The sequence below is a fragment of the Flavobacterium sp. UBA7680 genome, from assembly GCF_002482975.1.
GTDB lineage: Bacteria > Bacteroidota > Bacteroidia > Flavobacteriales > Flavobacteriaceae > Flavobacterium.
On the sequence record NZ_DLHA01000006.1, the window covers coordinates 1 to 21,125 of the forward strand.

General features: G+C 32.5%; 24 protein-coding genes. 12 read left to right on the plus strand and 12 right to left on the minus strand.

From position 1 onward, the window contains the following. From B3C18_RS00665 to trmD, 3 genes are all read right to left on the minus strand, one after another. Window positions 1–848 (minus strand): NADP-dependent isocitrate dehydrogenase (locus B3C18_RS00665; protein WP_291140813.1); only part of this gene is annotated, 848 nt, incomplete at its 3' end. A 281-nt stretch (window positions 849–1,129) separates the two neighbouring features. After that, complete coding sequence (gene rplS, locus B3C18_RS00670; RefSeq protein ID WP_291140816.1) at window positions 1,130–1,480, minus strand: 50S ribosomal protein L19; 351 nt, start codon at window positions 1,478–1,480, stop codon at window positions 1,130–1,132. Between the two features lie 175 nt (window positions 1,481–1,655). After that, on the minus strand, window positions 1,656–2,330 hold the full coding sequence (gene trmD / locus B3C18_RS00675; RefSeq protein ID WP_053471053.1) for a tRNA (guanosine(37)-N1)-methyltransferase TrmD: 675 nt from the start codon (window positions 2,328–2,330) through the stop codon (window positions 1,656–1,658). Between the two features lie 584 nt (window positions 2,331–2,914). On the opposite strand from trmD, the gene tnpA reads away from it, so the two are divergent. The 8 genes from tnpA to B3C18_RS00715 all read left to right on the plus strand — a co-directional run bounded on the left by tnpA (window position 2,915) and on the right by B3C18_RS00715 (window position 8,872). Beyond that, window positions 2,915–3,376 carry an IS200/IS605 family transposase gene (gene tnpA / locus B3C18_RS00680; RefSeq protein WP_291140821.1) on the plus strand — a complete coding sequence of 154 codons (462 nt, stop codon included), beginning with the start codon at window positions 2,915–2,917 and terminating at the stop codon, window positions 3,374–3,376. Between the two features lie 31 nt (window positions 3,377–3,407). Beyond that, window positions 3,408–4,316 carry an archaemetzincin gene (locus tag B3C18_RS00685; protein WP_291140824.1) on the plus strand — a complete coding sequence of 303 codons (909 nt, stop codon included), beginning with the start codon at window positions 3,408–3,410 and terminating at the stop codon, window positions 4,314–4,316. Window positions 4,317–4,318: 2 nt separating this feature from the next. Next, window positions 4,319–4,849, plus strand: a complete 531-nt coding sequence (locus B3C18_RS00690; RefSeq protein ID WP_291140827.1) for an NADPH-dependent FMN reductase — start codon at window positions 4,319–4,321, stop codon at window positions 4,847–4,849. Window positions 4,850–4,880: 31 nt separating this feature from the next. After that, the gene (locus B3C18_RS00695; protein ID WP_291140830.1) at window positions 4,881–5,753 is read left to right on the plus strand and encodes a sugar phosphate isomerase/epimerase family protein; all 873 of its coding nucleotides are present in this window, start codon (window positions 4,881–4,883) and stop codon (window positions 5,751–5,753) included. Between the two features lie 49 nt (window positions 5,754–5,802). Continuing rightward, complete coding sequence (locus B3C18_RS00700) at window positions 5,803–6,150, plus strand: cupin domain-containing protein (protein WP_291140832.1); 348 nt, start codon at window positions 5,803–5,805, stop codon at window positions 6,148–6,150. Between the two features lie 199 nt (window positions 6,151–6,349). Further along, the gene (locus B3C18_RS00705) at window positions 6,350–7,486 is read left to right on the plus strand and encodes an MFS transporter (protein ID WP_291140835.1); all 1,137 of its coding nucleotides are present in this window, start codon (window positions 6,350–6,352) and stop codon (window positions 7,484–7,486) included. A 59-nt stretch (window positions 7,487–7,545) separates the two neighbouring features. Further along, on the plus strand, window positions 7,546–8,478 hold the full coding sequence (locus tag B3C18_RS00710) for a peptidylprolyl isomerase (RefSeq protein ID WP_291140838.1): 933 nt from the start codon (window positions 7,546–7,548) through the stop codon (window positions 8,476–8,478). 94 nt (window positions 8,479–8,572) lie between these two features. Beyond that, the gene (locus B3C18_RS00715; protein WP_291140841.1) at window positions 8,573–8,872 is read left to right on the plus strand and encodes a c-type cytochrome; all 300 of its coding nucleotides are present in this window, start codon (window positions 8,573–8,575) and stop codon (window positions 8,870–8,872) included. A gap of 111 nt (window positions 8,873–8,983) precedes the next feature. Here the strand turns inward: B3C18_RS00715 and B3C18_RS00720 are convergent, their stop codons facing one another. The 3 genes from B3C18_RS00720 to B3C18_RS00730 form a co-directional block, all read right to left on the minus strand. Beyond that, window positions 8,984–9,379, minus strand: a complete 396-nt coding sequence (locus B3C18_RS00720; protein WP_291140844.1) for a GreA/GreB family elongation factor — start codon at window positions 9,377–9,379, stop codon at window positions 8,984–8,986. Window positions 9,380–9,767: 388 nt separating this feature from the next. Further along, window positions 9,768–10,322, minus strand: a complete 555-nt coding sequence (locus tag B3C18_RS00725; RefSeq protein ID WP_291140847.1) for a thioredoxin family protein — start codon at window positions 10,320–10,322, stop codon at window positions 9,768–9,770. A gap of 177 nt (window positions 10,323–10,499) precedes the next feature. After that, the gene (locus B3C18_RS00730; RefSeq protein ID WP_291140850.1) at window positions 10,500–11,393 is read right to left on the minus strand and encodes an alpha/beta fold hydrolase; all 894 of its coding nucleotides are present in this window, start codon (window positions 11,391–11,393) and stop codon (window positions 10,500–10,502) included. Between the two features lie 130 nt (window positions 11,394–11,523). On the opposite strand from B3C18_RS00730, the gene B3C18_RS00735 reads away from it, so the two are divergent. After that, window positions 11,524–11,859, plus strand: coding sequence for a tRNA-binding protein (locus B3C18_RS00735; RefSeq protein WP_291140853.1), 336 nt, complete (start codon window positions 11,524–11,526; stop codon window positions 11,857–11,859). Between the two features lie 240 nt (window positions 11,860–12,099). Here B3C18_RS00735 and B3C18_RS00740 read toward each other — a convergent pair whose 3' ends face one another. The 4 genes from B3C18_RS00740 to B3C18_RS00755 all read right to left on the minus strand — a co-directional run bounded on the left by B3C18_RS00740 (window position 12,100) and on the right by B3C18_RS00755 (window position 15,898). Beyond that, window positions 12,100–12,654: an RBBP9/YdeN family alpha/beta hydrolase gene (locus B3C18_RS00740; protein WP_291140855.1), complete on the minus strand. Its 555-nt coding sequence runs from the start codon at window positions 12,652–12,654 to the stop codon at window positions 12,100–12,102. Between the two features lie 18 nt (window positions 12,655–12,672). Continuing rightward, window positions 12,673–13,503, minus strand: a complete 831-nt coding sequence (locus tag B3C18_RS00745) for an alpha/beta hydrolase (RefSeq protein WP_291140858.1) — start codon at window positions 13,501–13,503, stop codon at window positions 12,673–12,675. Between the two features lie 178 nt (window positions 13,504–13,681). Beyond that, the gene (locus tag B3C18_RS00750; protein WP_053471040.1) at window positions 13,682–14,050 is read right to left on the minus strand and encodes a PUR family DNA/RNA-binding protein; all 369 of its coding nucleotides are present in this window, start codon (window positions 14,048–14,050) and stop codon (window positions 13,682–13,684) included. 69 nt (window positions 14,051–14,119) lie between these two features. After that, window positions 14,120–15,898 (minus strand): ABC transporter ATP-binding protein, encoded by a 1,779-nt coding sequence (locus B3C18_RS00755; RefSeq protein WP_291140861.1) that lies wholly within the window; start codon window positions 15,896–15,898, stop codon window positions 14,120–14,122. 204 nt (window positions 15,899–16,102) lie between these two features. Here B3C18_RS00755 and B3C18_RS00760 point away from each other — a divergent pair, with 204 nt between their 5' ends. The 3 genes from B3C18_RS00760 to yajC all read left to right on the plus strand — a co-directional run bounded on the left by B3C18_RS00760 (window position 16,103) and on the right by yajC (window position 18,900). Continuing rightward, a complete protein-coding gene (locus B3C18_RS00760; protein ID WP_291140863.1) occupies window positions 16,103–17,212 on the plus strand; it encodes a Glu/Leu/Phe/Val family dehydrogenase in 1,110 nt (369 codons plus the stop codon). A gap of 310 nt (window positions 17,213–17,522) precedes the next feature. Further along, the gene (gene nusB, locus B3C18_RS00765; protein WP_256637340.1) at window positions 17,523–18,434 is read left to right on the plus strand and encodes a transcription antitermination factor NusB; all 912 of its coding nucleotides are present in this window, start codon (window positions 17,523–17,525) and stop codon (window positions 18,432–18,434) included. 190 nt (window positions 18,435–18,624) lie between these two features. Further along, window positions 18,625–18,900: a preprotein translocase subunit YajC gene (gene yajC, locus B3C18_RS00770; RefSeq protein WP_073487355.1), complete on the plus strand. Its 276-nt coding sequence runs from the start codon at window positions 18,625–18,627 to the stop codon at window positions 18,898–18,900. A gap of 295 nt (window positions 18,901–19,195) precedes the next feature. Here yajC and B3C18_RS00775 read toward each other — a convergent pair whose 3' ends face one another. Both B3C18_RS00775 and pepT read right to left on the minus strand, forming a co-directional pair. Next, window positions 19,196–19,756: a YdeI/OmpD-associated family protein gene (locus B3C18_RS00775; protein WP_291140869.1), complete on the minus strand. Its 561-nt coding sequence runs from the start codon at window positions 19,754–19,756 to the stop codon at window positions 19,196–19,198. 28 nt (window positions 19,757–19,784) lie between these two features. Beyond that, window positions 19,785–21,062: a peptidase T gene (gene pepT / locus B3C18_RS00780; protein WP_291140871.1), complete on the minus strand. Its 1,278-nt coding sequence runs from the start codon at window positions 21,060–21,062 to the stop codon at window positions 19,785–19,787. Window positions 21,063–21,125: the final 63 nt, after the last annotated feature.

Consider the following 21,125-nt stretch of genomic DNA (forward strand, 5'->3'; position numbering starts at 1 on the left):
TATTTTTTGAAAAGATCAGCAAAATATACTTCAACGATAGCGCCAAAGATAATTGGATCTGAAACTTTCATCATTGTAGCTTTTAAATGCACAGAAAGTAAAACACCTTCTTTTTTAGCTTCTGCAATAGCATCAGCAGCAAAAGCTTTTAATTTTTTTACACTTAAAACAGAGCTGTCGATGATTTCTCCAGCTTTAAGCGGTGTGCTTGCTTTTAAAACAGTTGTAGTTCCGTCTTTTGCAACAAATTCGATTTTTACATCATTTGCTTCAGCAACAGTAAGTGACTGCTCACTTCCGTAAAAATCACCATTTGGCATAGAAGCCACTTTAGTTTTTGAGTCAGCAGACCATGCACCCATTGAGTGTGGATTTGCTTTTGCAAAGTTTTTAACGGCTCTTGGCGCTCTACGATCAGAGTTTCCTTCACGTAAAACAGGGTTTACAGCAGAACCTAATACTTTTGCATATTTTGCTTTAATTTCCTTTTCAGCATCGTTTTGCGGGTCTTCAGGGAAATTAGGAACGTTGTAACCGTGAGATTGTAATTCAGCAATAGCCGCTTTTAATTGTGGTACAGATGCTGAAATGTTTGGTAATTTGATGATGTTAGCTTCTGGCTTTGTTGCTAATTGACCCAATTCAGCAAGAGCATCTACTGTTTTTTGAGCATCTGTTAAAGACTCAGGAAAATTAGATAAAATTCTTCCTGCTAAAGAGATGTCTCTAGTTTCAATAGCAATACCAGCTGTTGAAGTAAAAGCCTGAACAATAGGTAATAAAGAATAAGTCGCTAATAAAGGCGCCTCATCAGTTAAGGTGTAAAAAATTTTTGAATTCTGTGTCATTTTTTTTTTTTTTATAATCGTGTCGTCAAAGAATGGCGATGTAAAAGGTATGAGTTGGCTCAAAATGAGCGGAGCAAATATAATAAAAACAGTCCGAAAACGGTTTAGTTTTCCTGATAATTGCTGAAATTATCAGATTGCTAATACGATTTCGTAAAATTGCTAAATCGATGATTTTGATATTAAAAAATTACGGTTTTGATACTGCTTAAAATAAAGGCATAAAAAAAACTCGTTTCAAATAACATGAAACGAGTTTTTTATAACAGATTGATAAATGATTATCTTCTTTTATCTCTAATCTTAGCTTTTTTACCAGTAAGTTCTCTGAAGTAGAAAATTCTAGCTCTACGAACTGCACCTTTTTTGTTGATTTCGATTTTTTGTAAAGCTGGTAAGTTTACTGGGAAGATACGCTCAACTCCAATAGCTCCAGACATTTTACGAATCGTGAAAGTTTCTGTGTTACCAGAACCTCTTCTTTGAATAACAACTCCTTTAAAAAACTGAGTTCTTGTTTTTTCACCCTCTTTAATTTCGTAGAATACTGTGATAGTATCTCCAGCTCCAAATACAGGGAAATCTTTTCTAGCAACGAATTCGTCTTGAACGAATTTTAATAAATCTGCCATGATAATTTTATTATTATAGTTTTAATAGAGTAACATTCACGGATCTCGCCAGAGGTTAGTCTAATTCGGGTGCAAATGTAATTAAAATATTTAAAATTCCAATAAAAATAAATTCCAAATTCCAATTTCTTAACTAGTTGATTAATTGGAATTTGGAATTTTAAAAATTTGGAATTTATTCTAATAAATCTGGACGTCTGTTTTTAGTATGTTCGTAGGCTTTATCCTCACGCCATTTATCAATTTTGGCAAAATGTCCGCTGGTTAAAACTTCCGGGACTTTCCATCCTTTATAATCTGCGGGTCTTGTATATATTGGCCCTGAAAGTAAATTGTCCTGAAAACTATCTGTCAACGCTGAGGTTTCATCGCTTAAAACACCAGGAATTAAACGAATTAAAGCATCTGATAAAACTAATGCGCCCAATTCTCCGCCGGATAAAACGTAATCACCAATCGAAATTTCCTTAGTAATAAAATGATCTCTAACACGCTGGTCAACACCTTTATAATGTCCGCATAAAATGATAATGTTTTCGTACATCGACATTTTGTTGGCCATTTTTTGGTTTAAAGTTTCGCCGTCAGGAGACATATAAATTACTTCGTCATATTCACGCTGACTTTTTAAATGTGTAATACAATCGTCAATAGGCTGAATTGTCATTACCATTCCGGCGCCGCCGCCAAAAGGATAATCGTCTACACTTTTTTGTTTATTAGTGCTGTAGTCACGAAGATTGTGAAAATGTACTTCGACCAAGCCTTTATCAATGGCACGTTTCATAATCGATGCCTCAAAAGGGCTTCTTAATAATTCAGGTAAAAGTGTAACAATGTCAATTCTCATTTTTTCTTCAATAATTTGGGCAAAGATACGAAGTTAAAAATGAAGATGTAAAATGTATAGTCCCTACGGGACAAAAAATCATGTTGATACAAATTTTTCTACCGATATTTTGTTCCTAACGGAACAATTTGTTTTTGGATGTATTGTTTTTTGGATATGATTATAAATTTTTTTTCAATATTTCTATTCTTTAATTTAGATATATAGTCCCTACGGGACAAAAATCTGTGTGAATAAAATATTGCTACCGATATTATGTTCCTAACGGAACTTTCTGTCGTAATTCCATTTTAATAAATTCCAATTAAAATCAATAAGATTTCCCGTTAGCGAGAAAATATTGGTGGAAAAAAATGTTAAGGTTCAAAAGATATCCCGTTAGGGATAAAATATCGGTAGAAAAAAAATGGATCAACATTCATAATGTCCCGTTAGGGACTATACATTTCTGTTAAAATAAAAAGAAAGAATATTCCTTCTTTTTTATATATTTGAAAACGATCAAAAAATATTCCGCTAGGAATAATATATCGGTAGAAAAAAATATTATTTAAGAAAAAATGTCCCATAAGGACTATACAATCATGGCAAATACATACACCCAAATTCACATTCATTTTGTTTTTGCTGTAAAATATAGACAAGCGGCTATACATACAAACTGGAAAAATGATTTATATAAATACATTTCAGGAATTATTAAAAACAATAATCATAAGGTTTTAGCAATCAATGGTATTTCAGACCATGTTCATATTTTAATTGGAATAAGACCCGCACAATCAATATCTGAATTAATGAAAAGCATAAAACAAAATTCATCAAAATGGATAAACGAAAATAAATTTACCAACATTCATTTTGAATGGCAGGAAGGATATGGAGCATTTTCATATAGTAAATCTCAATTAAGCGCAGTTGCTGACTATATAGAGAATCAAGAAGAGCATCATAAAAAGAAAACCTTTAAAGAAGAATACATCAATTTTCTCGAAAAATTTGAAGTTGATTATGATGAAAAGTTTATTTTTAAGGAATTAATTTAAAATTGGTTTTTTAATTATATCCAAAACGTAAATGAAAAAAATAATCTTCTTCATTCTTATATTATTATGTGCTTGTAACAAGGAAAAAGCTAAAGTAACTCCAAAAGAAGCTCCAAAACAAATTCCGGAAGAAGCGTCCTATTTTAAGGACATCAAAATTAATGACGTTAAATTACCAAAACCATCTTATGGAGATTGGCTGTTTTCTCATCCTGAAGATGGACAGACTTTTGAACAATATTTTAGATCTAAGCACATTGTTCCGACTAAAGAGGAAAATATTATTTACATAAAACCGATTGGAAATTTTAATTCTCTGCAAAAGAAACAGATTCAACTTGTTAATGAGTATTTAGAGCTCTTTTTTCAATTAAAAACAAAAACATTAGAACCAATTTCTAATGATATAGTTCCAAATTCAGCAAGAAGAATGTCTACTGAAGGTCATGAACAATTATTAGCAGGATATCTTTTAAATGATGTATTAAAAGAAGAAAAACCGGAGAATAGAATTGCATTAATGGGACTTTCAGAATTGGATTTATATCCTAAACCCGAATGGAATTTTGTTTTTGGACTTGCTTCTTATAGAGATAAAGTAGGTGTAAGCTCTATTTACAGATTTCAAGAAGGTAAACTTACTGCTGAAAATTTTGATTTGTGTTTGGTAAGATTGCTCAAAACGAGTTCACATGAAATTGGACACATGTTTGGAATGCACCATTGTATTAATGCAAATTGTGTAATGAATGGTACTAACGGTTTGTATGAAACTGATAGAAGTACGATACGATTATGTTCTGTTTGTCAAAGAAAATTAAATTCATGTATTCAATATGATAATAAAAAGAGATTAGCGGATTTAGAGAAATTTTTTAAAAGAAATAATCTAACTGAGGAATCTGATGCAATGAAAAAAGATATCTCGGTTATTCAATAAAAATGAAAGTGATAAAAATAGTTGCCATAACAGGCAGTACAAGAAAAAACTCAAGTAATTTTAAAATTCTAAAACATATTTCAGAACATATAAAACCGAATTTTGAAGTTGAAATATTTGAAGATTTAGATCGAATTCCGCATTTTAATCCAGATTTAGATACAGAGAATCCGCCGGAAGAAATTCGTTTATTCAGAAATAAAATAATGGAGGCCGATGGAATTATAATCTGCACGCCAGAATATGTTTTTAGTCTGCCCGGAAGTTTAAAGAATGCTTTAGAATGGTGTGTGTCGACTACTATTTTTTCGAATAAAAAAGTTGGACTAATTACCGCTTCTGCTTCTGGAGAAATGGGACATGAACAGCTTTTATTAATTATGAAAACCCTTGAAGCCAAATTTAACGATAATACACAGCTTTTGATTCAGGGCATTCGCGGAAAAATTGATGCTGAAGGAAAAATTATAAATGAAGAAACAGAAATTGCACTTCAAAACTTTATAAATAATTTTGAGAATCAATTTTTATAGTAGATTTACTTTTCTAAAATTCAGATCAAAAATGGTTACAAGAAGAAACTTTATTATAAACACAAGTCTGGCTGCTACGGCTGTTCTGGCTTTACCGTCATTAGCATTTTCTATGAATAAAAAAGAAATAGGTTTGCAGTTATATACATTGCGTGAAGAACTTCCGAAAAATGTAAAAGAAACTTTAGAAAAAGTTGCTGCATCAGGATATAAAAATGTAGAAACGTATGGATTTTCTATTAAAGACCAGTTTTGGGGATTGTCTCCAATTGAATTGAAAAAGATATTGGACGATAACAAACTAAAAGCGGTTAGCGGACATTATAATTTAGGAAGTTATTTATACGACGGAAATACTGCGGAATTAATTGCTGCAATTGAAGCAGTAAAGATTTTAAAAAACGAATTTTTAACTGTTCCGTGGATCGATGAACCTTTTAGAAAAAGCATCGAAGATTATAAAAAGATTGCGCTGCGTTTAAATCAGGCTGCAAAAATGTGCAAAGAAGCAGGTTTAAAATTAGCGTATCATAATCATGATTTCGAATTTCAAAAACATGATGGAATTACTGGTTATGAAATCTTATTAAATGAAACCAATAAAAACCTGGTTTATTTTGAATTAGATTTATATTGGGTAGTTCGTTCAGGAAATGATCCGCTAAAATTATTCAAAGAAAATCCGGGACGTTTTAAAATGTGGCATGTAAAAGATATGGACAAAGCAAATCAGGCTTTAAATACCGAAATAGGTTCAGGATCAATTGATTTTAAGCCTTTCTTTAAAGAAGCGAAACAATCAGGAATGATTCACTTTTTTGTTGAGCAAGAAAATAATTATGCTGGAAATTCTTTTCAATCCATTAAAACAAGCTCTGATTTTATTTCAAAAGAATTGATCTAAAACAGAATCATTTAAAAATCTTATTTTTGTAAGAATAAAATTAAAAATCATGCAGAATATCAAAACAAGCAAAGAATTTATAAAAGGAGACGAAATAGAGTGGGAAGTAGTTGGTGGAGGAATCAAGCGTAAAATCCTGGCTTTTGATGATAAAGTGATGCTTGTAAATGTTCATTTTGAAACTGGAGGAATTGGTGTTTTACACGAACATTATCATTCTCAGGTAACGTATATTGCCAGTGGAAAATTTGACGTAACCATAAGCGGTGTTACACAAACATTAAAAGAAGGCGATAGTTTTTATATTCCGCCTCACGCAATTCATGGCGTAGTATGTCTAGAAAGCGGCATGCTCACAGATGTTTTTAGCCCAGCAAGAGAAGATTTCTTAAAATAAATTAAATAAAATCAGTAAATATCCGCGTCTTCGCGATAGCGAATCCGTTTAATCCGCGTCAATTTTTAGAACACAGATGACGCAAATTCGCTATCGCGAAGACGCAGATTTAGACAGATTTTATAAAAAAAATAACTTTAATTATAAATATTGATGGTATTTTTGTAAAATGAATTTATCTAAAACCAACGTCCTGTTTATGGCAGTTTGCACTGGTCTTATAGTCGCAAATCTTTATTACTGCCAGCCTTTAATTGTTTTAATTGCCAACGAATTTAAAATTCCAGAAGCCAGCGCCGGAACCATAACATATTTAACTCAAGCGGGTTATGCTATTGGTTTGTTTTTTATGGTGCCGCTTGGCGATAAATTAGAACGAAAAAAGCAAATTTTAATCACCACTTTTGCCTCTGTAATTGCATTGCTTATTGCAGCAACAGCAAAAAGTTTTCTTATTTTACAAATTGCTTCTTTATTAATTGGAATCACTTCGATTGTACCACAGCTTATTTTGCCTTTAGCAGCTTCCTTAAGTACACCTGAACAACGAGGAAAAGTTATCGGAACTATTATGAGCGGTTTATTAGTCGGAATTTTACTTTCCAGAACTTTAAGCGGTTTTATTGGAGAAGTTTTAGGCTGGAGATCGATGTTTTATATCGCAGCCGGAATTTGTCTTTTAATCTTTTTTGTCATTCAGAGTAAATTCCCAGTCAATAAGCCACAGTTTCAGGGAACTTATGGTCAATTAATTCAGTCTTTATTTACACTTATAAAAACACAGCCGGTTTTGCGTGAAGCTACTGCAATCAACGTTTTCAGTTTTGCTCAGTTTGGAGCTTTCTGGACCACAATGGTTTTACTGCTTTCTGGAGAACCGTTTAATTTCAACAGCGCCACAATTGGTTTGTTCGGAATTGTTGGTGCTTCCGGAGCTTTGGCCGCACCTTTGGTTGGGAAAATCGGAGACAAAGGAAATTCAAGAATTGCAGTTGGTTATGGCTGTTTATTAATCCTGATAAGCTTCTTGATTTTTTATTTTTCTATAGAAAGCGTAATCGGAATTGCGATAGGAATTGTTTTTATTGATATCGGAATTCAGGGCGTTCATATTTCAAACCAAACCAGAGTGTATTCACTATTGCCAGATGCCAGAAACAGACTAAATACGGTATTTATGTCGTTTAGCTTTTTAGGGACTGCTGCGGGATCTGCCTACGGATTATTATTATGGAAACTGGGAGGATGGCATGCTGTAACGATTGGCTGTATGGTTTTATCTGCGCTGTCATTAACTGTTTACGGATTGACTTATAAATCAAAATCTAAAAAATAGAAAGCACAAATTGATATAAAATTAATTTGTAAATTTGCGTTCAATTAAAAAATAACAACATGGAAAACGGAATATACGCTAAATTCAACACAAGCAAAGGTTCGATTTTAGTTAAACTTACACACGACTTAACACCAGGAACCGTAGGGAATTTTGTAGCTCTTGCAGAAGGAAATATGGAGAATAAAGTAAAACCTCAAGGACAAAAATTCTACGATGGATTAAACTTTCATAGAGTAATTCCTGATTTTATGATTCAGGGTGGATGTCCTAAAGGAACTGGAACTGGAGATCCGGGTTACAAATTTGATGATGAATTTGATCCAAGTTTAAAACACGATCGTCCGGGAGTTTTATCTATGGCAAATTCAGGACCTGGAAGTAACGGTTCTCAATTTTTTATCACACACGTTCCAACTCCTTGGTTAGACGGAAAACACAGTGTTTTTGGTCACGTTATAGAAGGACAAGATGTAGTGGATGCTGTTGCTCAAGGTGATGCTTTAGAGACTTTAGAAATCATTAGAGTTGGAGAAGAAGCTCAAAAATGGAATGCTATTGAAGCTTTCATTGGTTTAAAAGGTGCTCGTCTAAAACGTGAAGCGGCTTTAAAAGCAGAATCTGAAGCAAAAATGGAACAATTAGCTGCTGGTTTTGATAAAACAGAAAGCGGTTTACGTTACAAAATGATCCAAAAAGGAGAAGGTAAAAGAGCTGAAGCTGGAAAAACAGTTTCTGTTCACTACGAAGGATCTTTAGAAAACGGAAAAGTTTTTGATTCCTCTTACCCACGTAAAAAACCAATCGAATTCAAATTAGGAGTTGGGCAGGTTATTGAAGGATGGGACGAAGGTATTGCTTTACTACAAGTTGGAGACAAAGCTCGTTTTGTAATTCCATCTGATTTAGCTTACGGTCCATCTGGAGCTGGAGGAGTTATCCCGCCAAACGCAACTTTGATTTTTGACGTTGAATTAATGGACGTAAAATAAGAATTTACAAGCAATTTAGTATTGTTTTAAATAGCAATCCCATTCGCAAGCCGAATGGGATTTTTTTTATATTTACTATAAAAAACCAGAGACAATGAAAAATATTTTAATCCTTGCAGCGCTTGCTTTATTTGTAGTTTCCTGCGGAACTCAGAAAACACCAGCTGTTGCAGCTACTCCTGCTGAACCTGTAAAAACGGTGGCATTAACTCCTGAATTAGAAGCAGGTAGAGATTTGTATGAAAACAATTGTGCAAAATGCCACAAATTGAAAGATCCAAAGAAATATACAAAAGAAGAATGGGGACCAATTTTGGTTAGAATGGGCAAAAAAGCGAAGCTAGATGAAACCCAAATGGCATCAATTACAAATTATATTGATTCACAATTGTAATTTTCTATCTTAAAAAACATAATAAAAAAACCTGTTCAACAATTTGAACAGGTTTTTTATTTTTCAAATAGATATAAAAAAACACCTTCACAGAATGAGGTGTTTAAAAAGTTAGGAATGATGTACAGCCGTATTGTCTACTGCGATTATTTTTAAAGTTTTGATACCAGCCGGCATTTCCCAGTCCACTTCGTCATTTTCTTTAAAACCAATAATAGCAACACTTAAAGGCGCCAGAATTGAAATTTTAGATTGCTTTATATCAGCAGATGAAGGTAAAACAATCTGAATTTTCATTTGCTTCTTCGCTATTACATCTTCAATTGTTACTAAAGAATTGATTCTAATAACAGAGCTGTCAAGTTCGCTTTCTTTACTTATTACAGCGCGATCCAGTTCTTGCGAAAGTTGATTTGCTTCTTTAGTATTTGTCGAATTTTTACTTTTTAAAATCAATTCCCTTAAAAATTGATAATCTGATTTACAGAAAGTGGGTGTTGGTTTCATATCTATATTGAATTTATTGTTTTAAAATTTGAATGATTTTTCTTCTTTTATGCCTTCTAAAGCGAATTGTCGCTCAGCTTGTTTAAAAACAAGATAAGCGGGTAAAGTATTTAATTTGAAAAACAAAAAAGTATCTGACCAAAATTTAATTTTTGTCAAATAAATAAATGTTTAAATTGATGTAAATCCTCCGCCTGAAAGAAGAATTGAAATAGACGGAGGCCTAATTAATAAAGGCCTTACTATGTGAAATAAATACAGCCGAAAACGGTTTTCTCTTACAAGAAAACGTTGGTCTAAAAACTGTAAATATTGTTATAGTGCTCACAATGAGTATTGTTAATTATGATCTGCAAAGATAGGTAAAGTTTCTTAATACTTACAAATTTTATTTCCATTTGATATTACATCCAATGCTTGGCTTCTGAATTTCATTTAAAATTCGGTTGTAAATCAAGGCATCAATTGCATTTCTTAAATCAGTTCCGCTTAACGGAATTCCGTTTCCGGGTCTTGAATCATCAAGTTGTCCTCTGTAAAACAATTTATCCTGATTATCGAATAAATAAAAATCGGGCGTACACGCTGCATCGTATGCTTTTGCCACTTCCTGCGTTTCATCAAATAAATACGGAAAATCAATTTTATGCTGTAAAGCAAAATCAGTCATTAATTCTGGAGAATCTTGCGGAAATTTTACAATATCATTACTCGAAATAGCAATAATACCAAGTCCCTGAACGCGATAATCATTAGATATCATCACGATTTCATTAATAACATGAAGCACAAACGGACAATGATTACACATAAAAATAACAAGCGTACCTTTTGATCCTTTTAAATCCTCAAACGAATAAGTGTGATTCGAATTCGTATCTTTTAGATAAAATTCTGGAGCAATTGTTCCAAGCGGAATCATATTTGAAGGAGTACGTGCCATTTTTTACAGAATATTAATACTCAAAAATAGCTTTTAAATTTTGTATAAAAAAGAGCACAGGAAGAATTGTATTTTTTTGCCACAGATTACACGGATTAAAAAGATTATAAAATTTTAAAACAGTTTTAATCTGCAAAAAAAATCCTTTTAATCTGTGTAATCTGTGGCTAAACTTATTTATGAATTTAAAAATTCAAGTAAATCTTCGTTTAATTTGTCTCTATCTGTATAGAATAAACCATGTGGAGCGCCTTCATAAACGATATACGTATTATTTGCAATAGCTTCAGAAGCTTTTTTAGACGTTAAATCGATTGGAACAATTTTATCGTCATTTCCATGAATGATTAAAGTTGGAACCGTTACAGTGCTTAATTCGTCTCTAAAATCAGTAAATGAAAACGATTCGGCACACTTTAAAGTTGCATGTGGCGAAGCAAAAGAACAAAGCATTCTATAATATTCTAATAAAGCAGTGCTTAACGGTTTATTGATAATATTTACGCCAAAGAATGTCTTTCCGAAATTATCAACAAATCCAATTCTGTCTTCCTTGATTGCTGCTGCGGTAGTTTCACTTTTTTCTCTCGGATGTCCGTCTGGATTATCTTCTGTTTTTAATAAAAAAGGAATAATCGACGAAATCAAAGCGGCTTTTGCAACACCTTTTCCCTGATATCTGCTAAAATAACGAACCACTTCGCCGCCGCCCATAGAAAATCCAACCAAAGTCACATTCTCTAATTCCAGCTGGTTTATAATTTCGCTTAAATCATCGGTTAGAGTATCGTAATCATAACCTTCCCACGGTTGTGACGATTTACCAAAACCACGGCGGTCATAAGCAATTACCCGGTAATTATTTTTAACTAAATATTCAACCTGATATTCCCACATTTCGTTAGAAAGCGGCCATCCGTGAATTAAAATTACTGGTTTTCCTTCTCCGTAATCTTTCACATAAAGCTTTACGTTTGTGGCAGTTTCAATGAATTTATCTGTATTTAATTGATGAATGTCAAAATCTAAATCTCTTAGAGTCGGATTGGCATTTATTACACTATTTTCCATTTTTATATTTTTTACTAATTAGTTACTAAAGCATGTGTAGTAAAATTAACCCTAGTGTAAAAAAAATAGGTTATAGAATTAGTTGTATTACTTACAAAATTTATAGGTTTGTAAATAAACAATTTTCAAAATGGATTTAACTTGGAACGAATTCGAAAGAACTGATATGCGCGTAGGAACTATCATCGAAGTAAATGATTTTCCCGAAGCAAGAAAACCTGCTTTTCAATTAACTATAGATTTTGGTGCCGAAATCGGTATCAGAAAATCGTCTGCACAAATTACAAAACGCTATCAAAAAGAAGATTTAGTAAACAGACAAATTGTAGCAGTTGTAAACTTCCCTAAAAAACAAATAGGAAGATTTATGAGTGAATGTCTTGTTCTTGGTGCTGTAGGCGAGGAGGGAGATGTTATTTTATTAGCTCCAGATTTTAAAATACCAAATGGTCTTCGAATAGGATAGTTTTTTAGTTTTCAGTCGCAGTCGCAGTTTTTTGTTTAGCCACAGATTCCACAGATTAATAGGATTTTTGATTTTGTGGTTAATTTTTGCCACGAATTACACCAATTTACACGAATTATTCTTTAAGTCCCAGCTTTGTGATCTTTATTGAATCGAAGATTCAGCAAACTTTAAATAAAAACTTTGCGAACTTTGCGTAATATCTTTGCGTGCTTTGCGGTTAAATTCGCTTGCGAAACATTAGTTTTTAGTATCTATTTTCGCAATTAATTGTTCTAAAATCACTTGCCCTTCTTCCCAATATCTTAAATCAGAATCAGAGTTTATATGACCTTGTTCACCAACATTTACAAAATCACTTCCCCATTTTTCAGCGAAATATTGTTTTCTTTCGAATAAAGCGTAAGGATCATTTTCGCTTGCCACAACAATCGACGGAAAAGGCAGTTTATAAAGCGGCATTGGAGAAAAATTCCTGATAATATCAGGTGTATGTTCAGGCGAATCAACATCGGCGGGAGCGACTAATAAAGCACCAATAATATTTTTATTCGAATTGTTTTCTGCCCAATGTAAAACTAAAGAAACAGCAAGACTGTGTGCTACTAAAATCGTTGGACTTTCCAATTTAGAAACAGCTTCGTCTAAACGGGCAATCCAATCTTCACGAACAGGTTCGTCCCAATTGTCCTGAACCAAACGAATTGAATTTTTAAATTTTTCATGCCAAAAGGTCTGCCAGTGTTTCTCTCCGGAATTTCCTAATCCCGGTAAAATTAAAAGTTGTGTTTCCATTGCCGTGGAATTATATGTTTATTTTTTAGTTTGTTTCTCTTTTAAAATTCGGTTGACTTCGTTTACCAATAACGGAAAACCAGGTTCAGTCATTCCGTGGCCGTAGCCGTCTAATTCGTAAAGTTTAGTCTGCGTATGACCGACTAATTTCATCATTCTAGCCATGTATGCGTTTTCTTCATATCGGCCTAACATTTCCAGTTCACGATCTCCGGTAATCAATAAAAGCGGCGGAGCATCGGCGCGAACGTGATACAAAGGCGCAAAAGCATCAATTGTAGGTTGTTTTTCCGGAATTCCGTTTTCTCTTCTAACTTCAAAATGCGTAATACATTGTCCACTAAACGGAATAAGTCCTGCAATTTTGTTAGCATCAATTCCTTCTTTTTGCAGCCATTTTTTATCTAAACCAATCATCATACCTAAATATCCTCCCGCAGAATGACCGGAAACGAATATTAAAGAAGAATCACCGCCATAATTGCTGATATTATTAAATGCCCACGCAACAGCCGCTGCGGCATCTTCAATCGCTTTTACCGTTTTTGCTTTTGGAGATAATCTATAATTTACGCCAATAATTGCAAAACCTTTATTTTTTAAAGCTTCGGGAATTTCTTTATTTCCACCAGTTAAACCTCCGCCATGAAACCAAATAATTGTTGCAAAACCTTTAGTGTTTTTTGGATAATAAATATCGAGAACACATCTTTCGTTAATGTAACTGTCGGATTTATTTATTTCTGAAGAATAATACTGAATGTTTGATTTTGTTTCATATTCTGTTTTTTGAGCAGATGATGTAATCCCAATAAATAAGAAACAAAGTAAAATAGTTAGCTTTTTCATTTTTAAAAAATTGAAGTGCATTTATTAATCTTAAATTCCAAATTTTAAATTCCAAATCCCAAAATATAAAAATCTACAGTCTAAAATCTAAAATCTAAAATCGAGAACTTAAGTGTATAAAAAAAGTCCAAAAATGCTACACATATTGGACTTGAACTTTTAGAAAAGTTATATAAGATTAAATATCGTCAAAATCAATATCAGTAAAGCTAGATCTTGGTGTTTCAGCTTTATCAGAACCGTATTCTTTTTTAAAATCTTTTTGATGTCTTTCAGAGATTACTTCTTCACCTTTGTGGTTCAAAACGTATGAAGTCATTTCTTCTAATATTTCGGCAAAAGCACTAAAATCTTCTTTGTATAAATAAATTTTGTGTTTTTTAAAGTGAAAAGAACCATCTTCTTCAGTAAACTTTTTGCTTTCGGTAATCGTAATATAATAATCGTCAGCTTTAGTAGCTCTCACATCAAAGAAATAAGTTCTTCTTCCTGCTCGTAATACTTTAGAAAAAATCTCTTCTTTTTCTAACATGTCATTTTCTCTCATAATACGTTCTATCATTTTTGGTAATTAATAGTACTCAAAAATCATAAAAATTTATCTATTACGCAACATTTAAAGTAATTCTTTTTCCGAAAGTTGTTTTAAATATAACGATGCATAATAACCTTCCTGATTTATTAATTGATTATGAGAGCCTTGTTGAATGATTTCGCCATCCTCAATAATAATGATTTTATCAGCGTTTTTGGCAGAAGACACTCGGTGACTGACAATTATGGTAGTTTTATCCTTACAAATTTCAAACAAATTATGTAGGATTGTTTCCTCAGTTTCGGTATCAACGGCAGACAAACAATCATCAAAAAGTAAAATTGCCGGATTTTTTATAATCGCTCTTGCGATCGATACTCGCTGCTTTTGTCCGCCCGAAAGCGTAATTCCTCTTTCTCCTAAAATAGTATCGTATTGCTTGTTAAATGCAATGATATTATCATGAACCACAGCGTTTTTTGCAGCTTCAATAACTTCTTCGTCGGTAGCATTTTGATTTCCGAATTTGATGTTATTTTTAATAGTATCCGAAAACAAGAAAGCATCCTGAGGAACAATTCCGATGCTGTTTCTTAAATCATTTAAATTTAAAGAACTGATTTCGTTTTGATCAATTGTAATTCTTCCATCGGTAACATCATAAAGACGGGAAATCAAAGATAAAATGGTAGATTTTCCGGAACCTGTTTTTCCTAAAATCGCCAGAGTTTCTCCTTTTTTTACCGTAAAACTCACATTTTTTAAAGCTTCAATATTAGTATCTTCATACGTATAACTTACGTTTTCAAAAGCAATTGAGCCTTGTATATCTGATGAATTTTGATTGTTGTTTTTAATCTCCGGTTCAATTTTCAAAAATTCATTTAAACGTTTTTGAGAAGCCTCAGCTTCCTGAACCATAGACGAAACCCATCCAAGGGAAGCAACAGGCCAGGTTAACATATTTACGTATAGAATAAATTCGGCGATTGTACCAATATTCGGAATCGTTCCGTTGATGTACATAACACCTCCAAAATAAATTACAACCAAATTACTAATTCCGATAAGGGCAATCATCAAAGGCCCAAACAGCGACTGAACTTTGGCTAAATCTAAACTCTTGCGTTTACTTTCTTCCGAAAGATTTACCATATTATTTTGATGCTGATTCTCTAAAGAATAAGCTTTTATAACTCTGATTCCTGAAAATATTTCCTGTGTAAAACTCGAAACTTTAGATAAATACTGCTGAAATGTAGTGCTTCGTTTATTGATTTCTGAACTTAATTTAAAAATACAATAAGATAAAATTGGCAATGGTAAAATCGTATATAAAGTCAACAAAGGCGAAACATTATACATATATAATATTACGATGGCAAAACGAATAAATGTATTTATAGTATACATTACCGCCGGACCTACATACATACGAACTTTAGAAACGTCTTCACTAATTCTGTTCATTAAATCTCCCGTACGATTTTGTTTGTAGAAATTTTGAGAAAGGTTTTCGTATTGTCTAAAAACCTCATTTTTTAAATCAAATTCAATATGGCGTGACATTACGATTAAAGTCTGGCGCATTAAAAAAGTTAAGAAACCTCCAACAATTGCACTCCCCGTGATTAAGAGCACGTTATGAATTAATTCCTGCTGATAAAAGTTGACTAGTATAGAAGATTTTTTATCGGCATCGGATAGTTTTAAAAACTTTTCGATAATGTCAAAAGAGTGGCTAACCAGCTTTGGAGTAAATAAAAAGAATATTTGTGCGATTATGGTGATTAAAATTCCTAGAGAAAAACTGAATTTATATTTAATGAAATATTTGTTTAAATAGCTTAATTCTTTCATTTTTTTAAGAGATTCGATATTGACTTGATTTAATTTTATGAATTATTCTTAATTAAAAGTATAATAAAATGCAATCTAATCAAAATAAATATTTTATATAATTGTTATTTTAAAGATAAAAAATTAGCACATGTATATTTTTTGTTTATGTTTGAGTTGTCTTTTTGACAAATTCATAATTTTAAACAACTAAATAGTAACGCTATGGATGCAACTTTCGCAACTGGAAAGGAACTTCAAAAAATGGATCCTGTTTTTGGTCAATTATCTTTTGACGATCACGAACAAATTGTATTTTGCAATGACAAAGATACAGGTTTAAAAGCAATTATTGGTATTCATAATTCAGTTATGGGGCCAGCTTTAGGAGGTACTAGAATGTGGAATTACAATACGGAATGGGAAGCTTTAAACGATGTTTTGCGTCTTTCAAGAGGTATGACTTATAAATCTGCGATTACCGGTTTAAATATTGGTGGTGGAAAAGCAGTAATTATTGGTGATGCTAAAACGCAGAAAACTCCTGAATTGATGCGTAAGTTTGGTGAGTTTGTTCACTCTTTAAGCGGAAGATATATTACAGCTGAAGATGTTGGAATGGAAACTAAAGACATGGACACTGTAAGAGACGTAACGCCTTACGTTACTGGAATCTCTGAAGAAAGAGGCGGATCTGGAAATCCTTCTCCTGTAACAGCTTACGGAGTTTATTTAGGAATGAAAGCGGCTGCTAAAAGTCAGTTTGGTACTGATGTTTTAGATGGTAAAAAAGTTTTGGTTCAGGGAATTGGTCACGTTGGTGAAGCTTTAGTTGAGTATTTGACTAAAGAAGGAGCGATCGTTACAATTACAGATATCAATGAAGAAAAATTATATCAGGTTGCTTCAAAATACAATGCGGCAATTTATACTGGTGAAGATTTATATACAGCAGATGTTGATATCTATGCGCCTTGTGCAATGGGAGCGACAATTAATGATAATACAGTAGATAAAATTAAAGCTAAAGTTATTGCTGGTGCAGCAAATAATCAATTAGCTGATGAAAATGTTCACGGTGCAAGATTACAAGAAAGAGGAATTTTATACGCTCCTGATTTCTTGATCAACGCTGGTGGAATCATCAATGTTTATGCTGAATTAGAGCATTATGGAAAAGCTGAAATTATGGCTAAAACCGAAAATATCTACAATACTACTTTAGAAATTATCGATTATGCTGTGAAAAACGGAATGACAACTCACAAAGCTGCACTTACAATTGCTCAAAATCGTATCGATGCGAGAAAAATTGAAAACGCTGCTAAGAAGTAATTTTTTTTAGTTTTAGTTTACAGTCTCAGTTTGCAGTCACAGTTTTCAATTATACCGAAAACTGTGACTGTAGACTGAGATTTTTTTTGTGCAGCTTCTAAATCACTGAATACTGCGACTGTATACTGCGACTTTTATACAATTCCTAATATATTATTGAAAACTGCGACTGCGACTGCAAACTGCGACTAAAAACTATGACTTTTTTGCGAATTAATTTTAAAATATGCCTTAAAAGTTATACTTTTGCAGACTAATTTTTAAATGTTCTTACAAGGTGGTAAATAGAAGACACATACGCGTTAAAGTCATGCAATCCATTTATGCAATGCACCAAAGCGGTTCTGATAATATGGAAAAAGAAGAGAAATTTCTTTTTTACAGTATTGATAATATTCAGGACTTATATCTTATAATGCTTTCTTCATTGATTGAAATTTGCAAAAAAGAATCTGTATTCTTGCATTTGTCAAGCAAAAAACATCTTGCTACTGCAGCAGAACGTAACCCGAACGAAAAGTTCATCAAAAACAAAATCTTTCAGCTTCTTGCCGAAAGTAATTCCCTTAGCATCGCTTTAGAAAATCGTAAAATCAACAACTGGTCATTAAACGACGATTATATCATTTTGCTTTTAAATGATATTAAAGCAAGCGATTTGTACAAAAAATACATGAGCAATAATATCAATACTTTTGAAGAAGACAAACAATTTATTGCTGATTTATTTGCTGAGGTTATTGTTCCAAATGACAAATTATATGAGTATTTAGAAGATGATAAATTGACTTGGGTTGATGATATTCCGGTTGTAAATACACATATCATTAAACAATTAAAAGCAATTAAAACCGAAGATCCAGACGATTTTAGAGTTCCTAAATTGTATAAAGATGTTGAAGATAAAGATTTTGCTAAAGATCTATTTAGAAGAACAGTTTTAAACGAAGCTGTTTTAGCAAAAGAATACGATGATAAAACGCCAAACTGGGACAGTGAAAGGATTGCAGAAATCGATACGATTATCCTTAAAATGGCAATTTGCGAATTCTTGAAATTTCCTTCAATTCCTGTAAAAGTAACTCTTAACGAATATTTAGAAATTGCAAAAGAGTATTCTACACCAAAAAGTAGTATTTTTATCAACGGAATTTTAGATAACCTTGTAAAAGAACTTACTGCCAATAAAAAGATGGTAAAAGTAGGTAGAGGGTTAATGTAAATTTAAATAATCAATTTTTTTAAATTCCAAATTCCAATTAACTTTGTGTCACTCTGAGCGAAGTCGAAGAGCATTCAAAGACGGATTAGGATTTAGTAAAGTTGAATTTTAAAAAATAATAATAATGTCACTCTGAGCGAAATCGAAGAGAAAAAATATTAATAATAAATCAAAAAACAGAATTTAAATTATGGGACAATTAACTCAATTTGCGCCATTTCTATTAATGTTTGTGGTAATCTATTTCTTCATGATCAGACCACAGCAAAAAAGAGCAAAAAACGAAAAAGAATTTGAAAGCGGCCTAAAAGTAGGTGATAAAATAGTTACTAAAAGTGGTTTCCACGGTAAAATTGCTGAATTAGCAGAAACTACTGTTGTAATCGAAACTATGTCAGGAAAATTAAAATTAGAGCGTTCTGCTATTTCTTTAGAATTAAGCGCTGCTTTGAATAAAAAAGCTTAAGTTTTTTTTAAATTACAATATTTTAAATCCCAAATTCCAAATATGGAGTTTGGGATTTTTTTTTGTTTATACTAAACGTCTGGAATGTCATTGCGAGGAACGAAGCAATCTCACGACGCTTATCACGCATGTTTATGTTAGTGCGGTTGCTTCGTTCCTCGCAATGACAATCGGGCGTAAAAAACCTTTGTCAAAGTTTTAAACTTTGACAAAGGTCTCGTATAAGTTTGAAAGCTCTTCGACTTCGCTCAGAGTGACACTGTAATTGGAATTTTAAAAAATTTAAAATTAAAATCTATCTGTATTTATCATTCAACCCAACATTTTCTAAAATCATCGGAATCACTTTTTCAATTCTCGAAAGTTTAGTTTTTTCCTGTTTCGCAGTTTCTATATATTCTAAAAACTCATATTGTTTATAAGGACTAAACTTTTCAAAAGCTGCTGCCAGAGTTGGATTTTTAACCATTTCTGCATTAAGAAGTTCAGAAACTATGGCTTCTTTTTTTGAAGGTTTTATGATTTTTCCCTGCTTTTCATTTTCAATAGCTTCTAAGATATATTCTAAAATTTCCTTTTCGTTTATATCTTCTTTAGAAGTAAAACGCCATTGGCGCAAGGATTTTGTAACTTCTTCCTGTGCATTGATAAGTTTCTTTTTATCATCTTTCAGGAAAACGCCATTAAAAAACCAAATCGCAAAATAATCTTTAAAACCTCCTAAGCCAATGACATTCTTTTTCTCATAAACATAAACCGGACCGCCCCATTTTGTGGTTTCTTTTAGTTCGGTTTTGTCAATAATAGCTTTTAGGAGAAGTAATTCCTCTTCCCATTGACCGCTATATTTCCACATGCCCTTATTTTCAGAAGCTGGTTCCAAATTATCTTGTTCTTTTAGGTTTTTCTTTTGAATCAAAAATTCCCGGAATTGCTGTAAGTTCAGCAATTTTTACAATAACATCAGTTGCTTTTTGAATGCTTTCTGCCGGAACATATTCGTATTTTCCGTGGAAGTTATGTCCGCCGGCAAAAATATTCGGACAAGGTAATCCCATGTATGATAATTGAGATCCGTCTGTACCGCCGCGAATAGGTTTTATAATTGGTTTGATGTTCAATTCTCGCATTGCTTTTTCAGCAATATCAACAATATGTTTTACCGGAAGCACTTTTTCTTTCATATTGTAATACTGATCTCTAATTTCAGTAATTACAATATCTTCACCGAATTGTTTCGCAAATTTCTTATTGATTTTTTTGGCAATTTTTCCAATTAAATCTTTACGTTTTTCAAATTTGCTTTTATTATGATCGCGGATAATTAATTCTAAAACGGTTTCTTCAATACTTCCCGTTAAGTGATGGACGTGGAAAAAACCTTCGTAACCTTTTGTTTCCTGAGGCGTTTCACCTTTTGGAAGTTCATTAATAAAATCATTTGCAATTAACATTGAGTTGATCATTTTTCCTTTTGCATAACCAGGGTGAACACTTTTTCCTTTAAAAGTTATTTTAGCTCCGGCAGCATTAAAATTTTCATATTCTAATTCACCAATCTGGCTTCCGTCCATGGTGTAAGCCCATTGAGCGCCAAATTTTTCCACATCAAAATGATGCGCACCGCGTCCAATTTCTTCATCGGGAGTAAAACCAATTCTGATTTTCCCGTGTTTAATTTCCGGATGCTGAATTAAGTATTCCATTGCCGAAACAATTTCCGTAATTCCGGCTTTATCATCGGCACCTAACAAAGTTGTTCCGTCGGTTGTAATGATCGTTTGACCTTTATATTGTAATAAATCTTTAAAATAATTAGGAGAAAGAATGATGTTTTTTTCAGCGTTCAAAACAATATCTTTTCCGTCGTAATTCTCTACAATCTGAGGTTTTACATTTGCTCCGCTAAAATCTGGTGAAGTATCAAAATGAGAAACAAATCCAATTGTAGGAACTTCGTGATCCACATTACTTGGCAGTGTTGCCATGATGTAAGCTTTGTCATCTATCGTAACATCTGTTAAACCAATTGTTTTTAGTTCTTCAACTAATTTATTGGCAAGATTCCATTGTTTTTCTGTACTTGGAGTTGTTTTTGAATTCGGATCTGATTCTGTATCAATTGTTACATAACTGATAAAACGATCTATGATATGTTGCATTTCTTTTTATTTTTAGCAAATATAGACATTTTTTTAGCAGGTAAATTTGCGGTTTATCTTCAA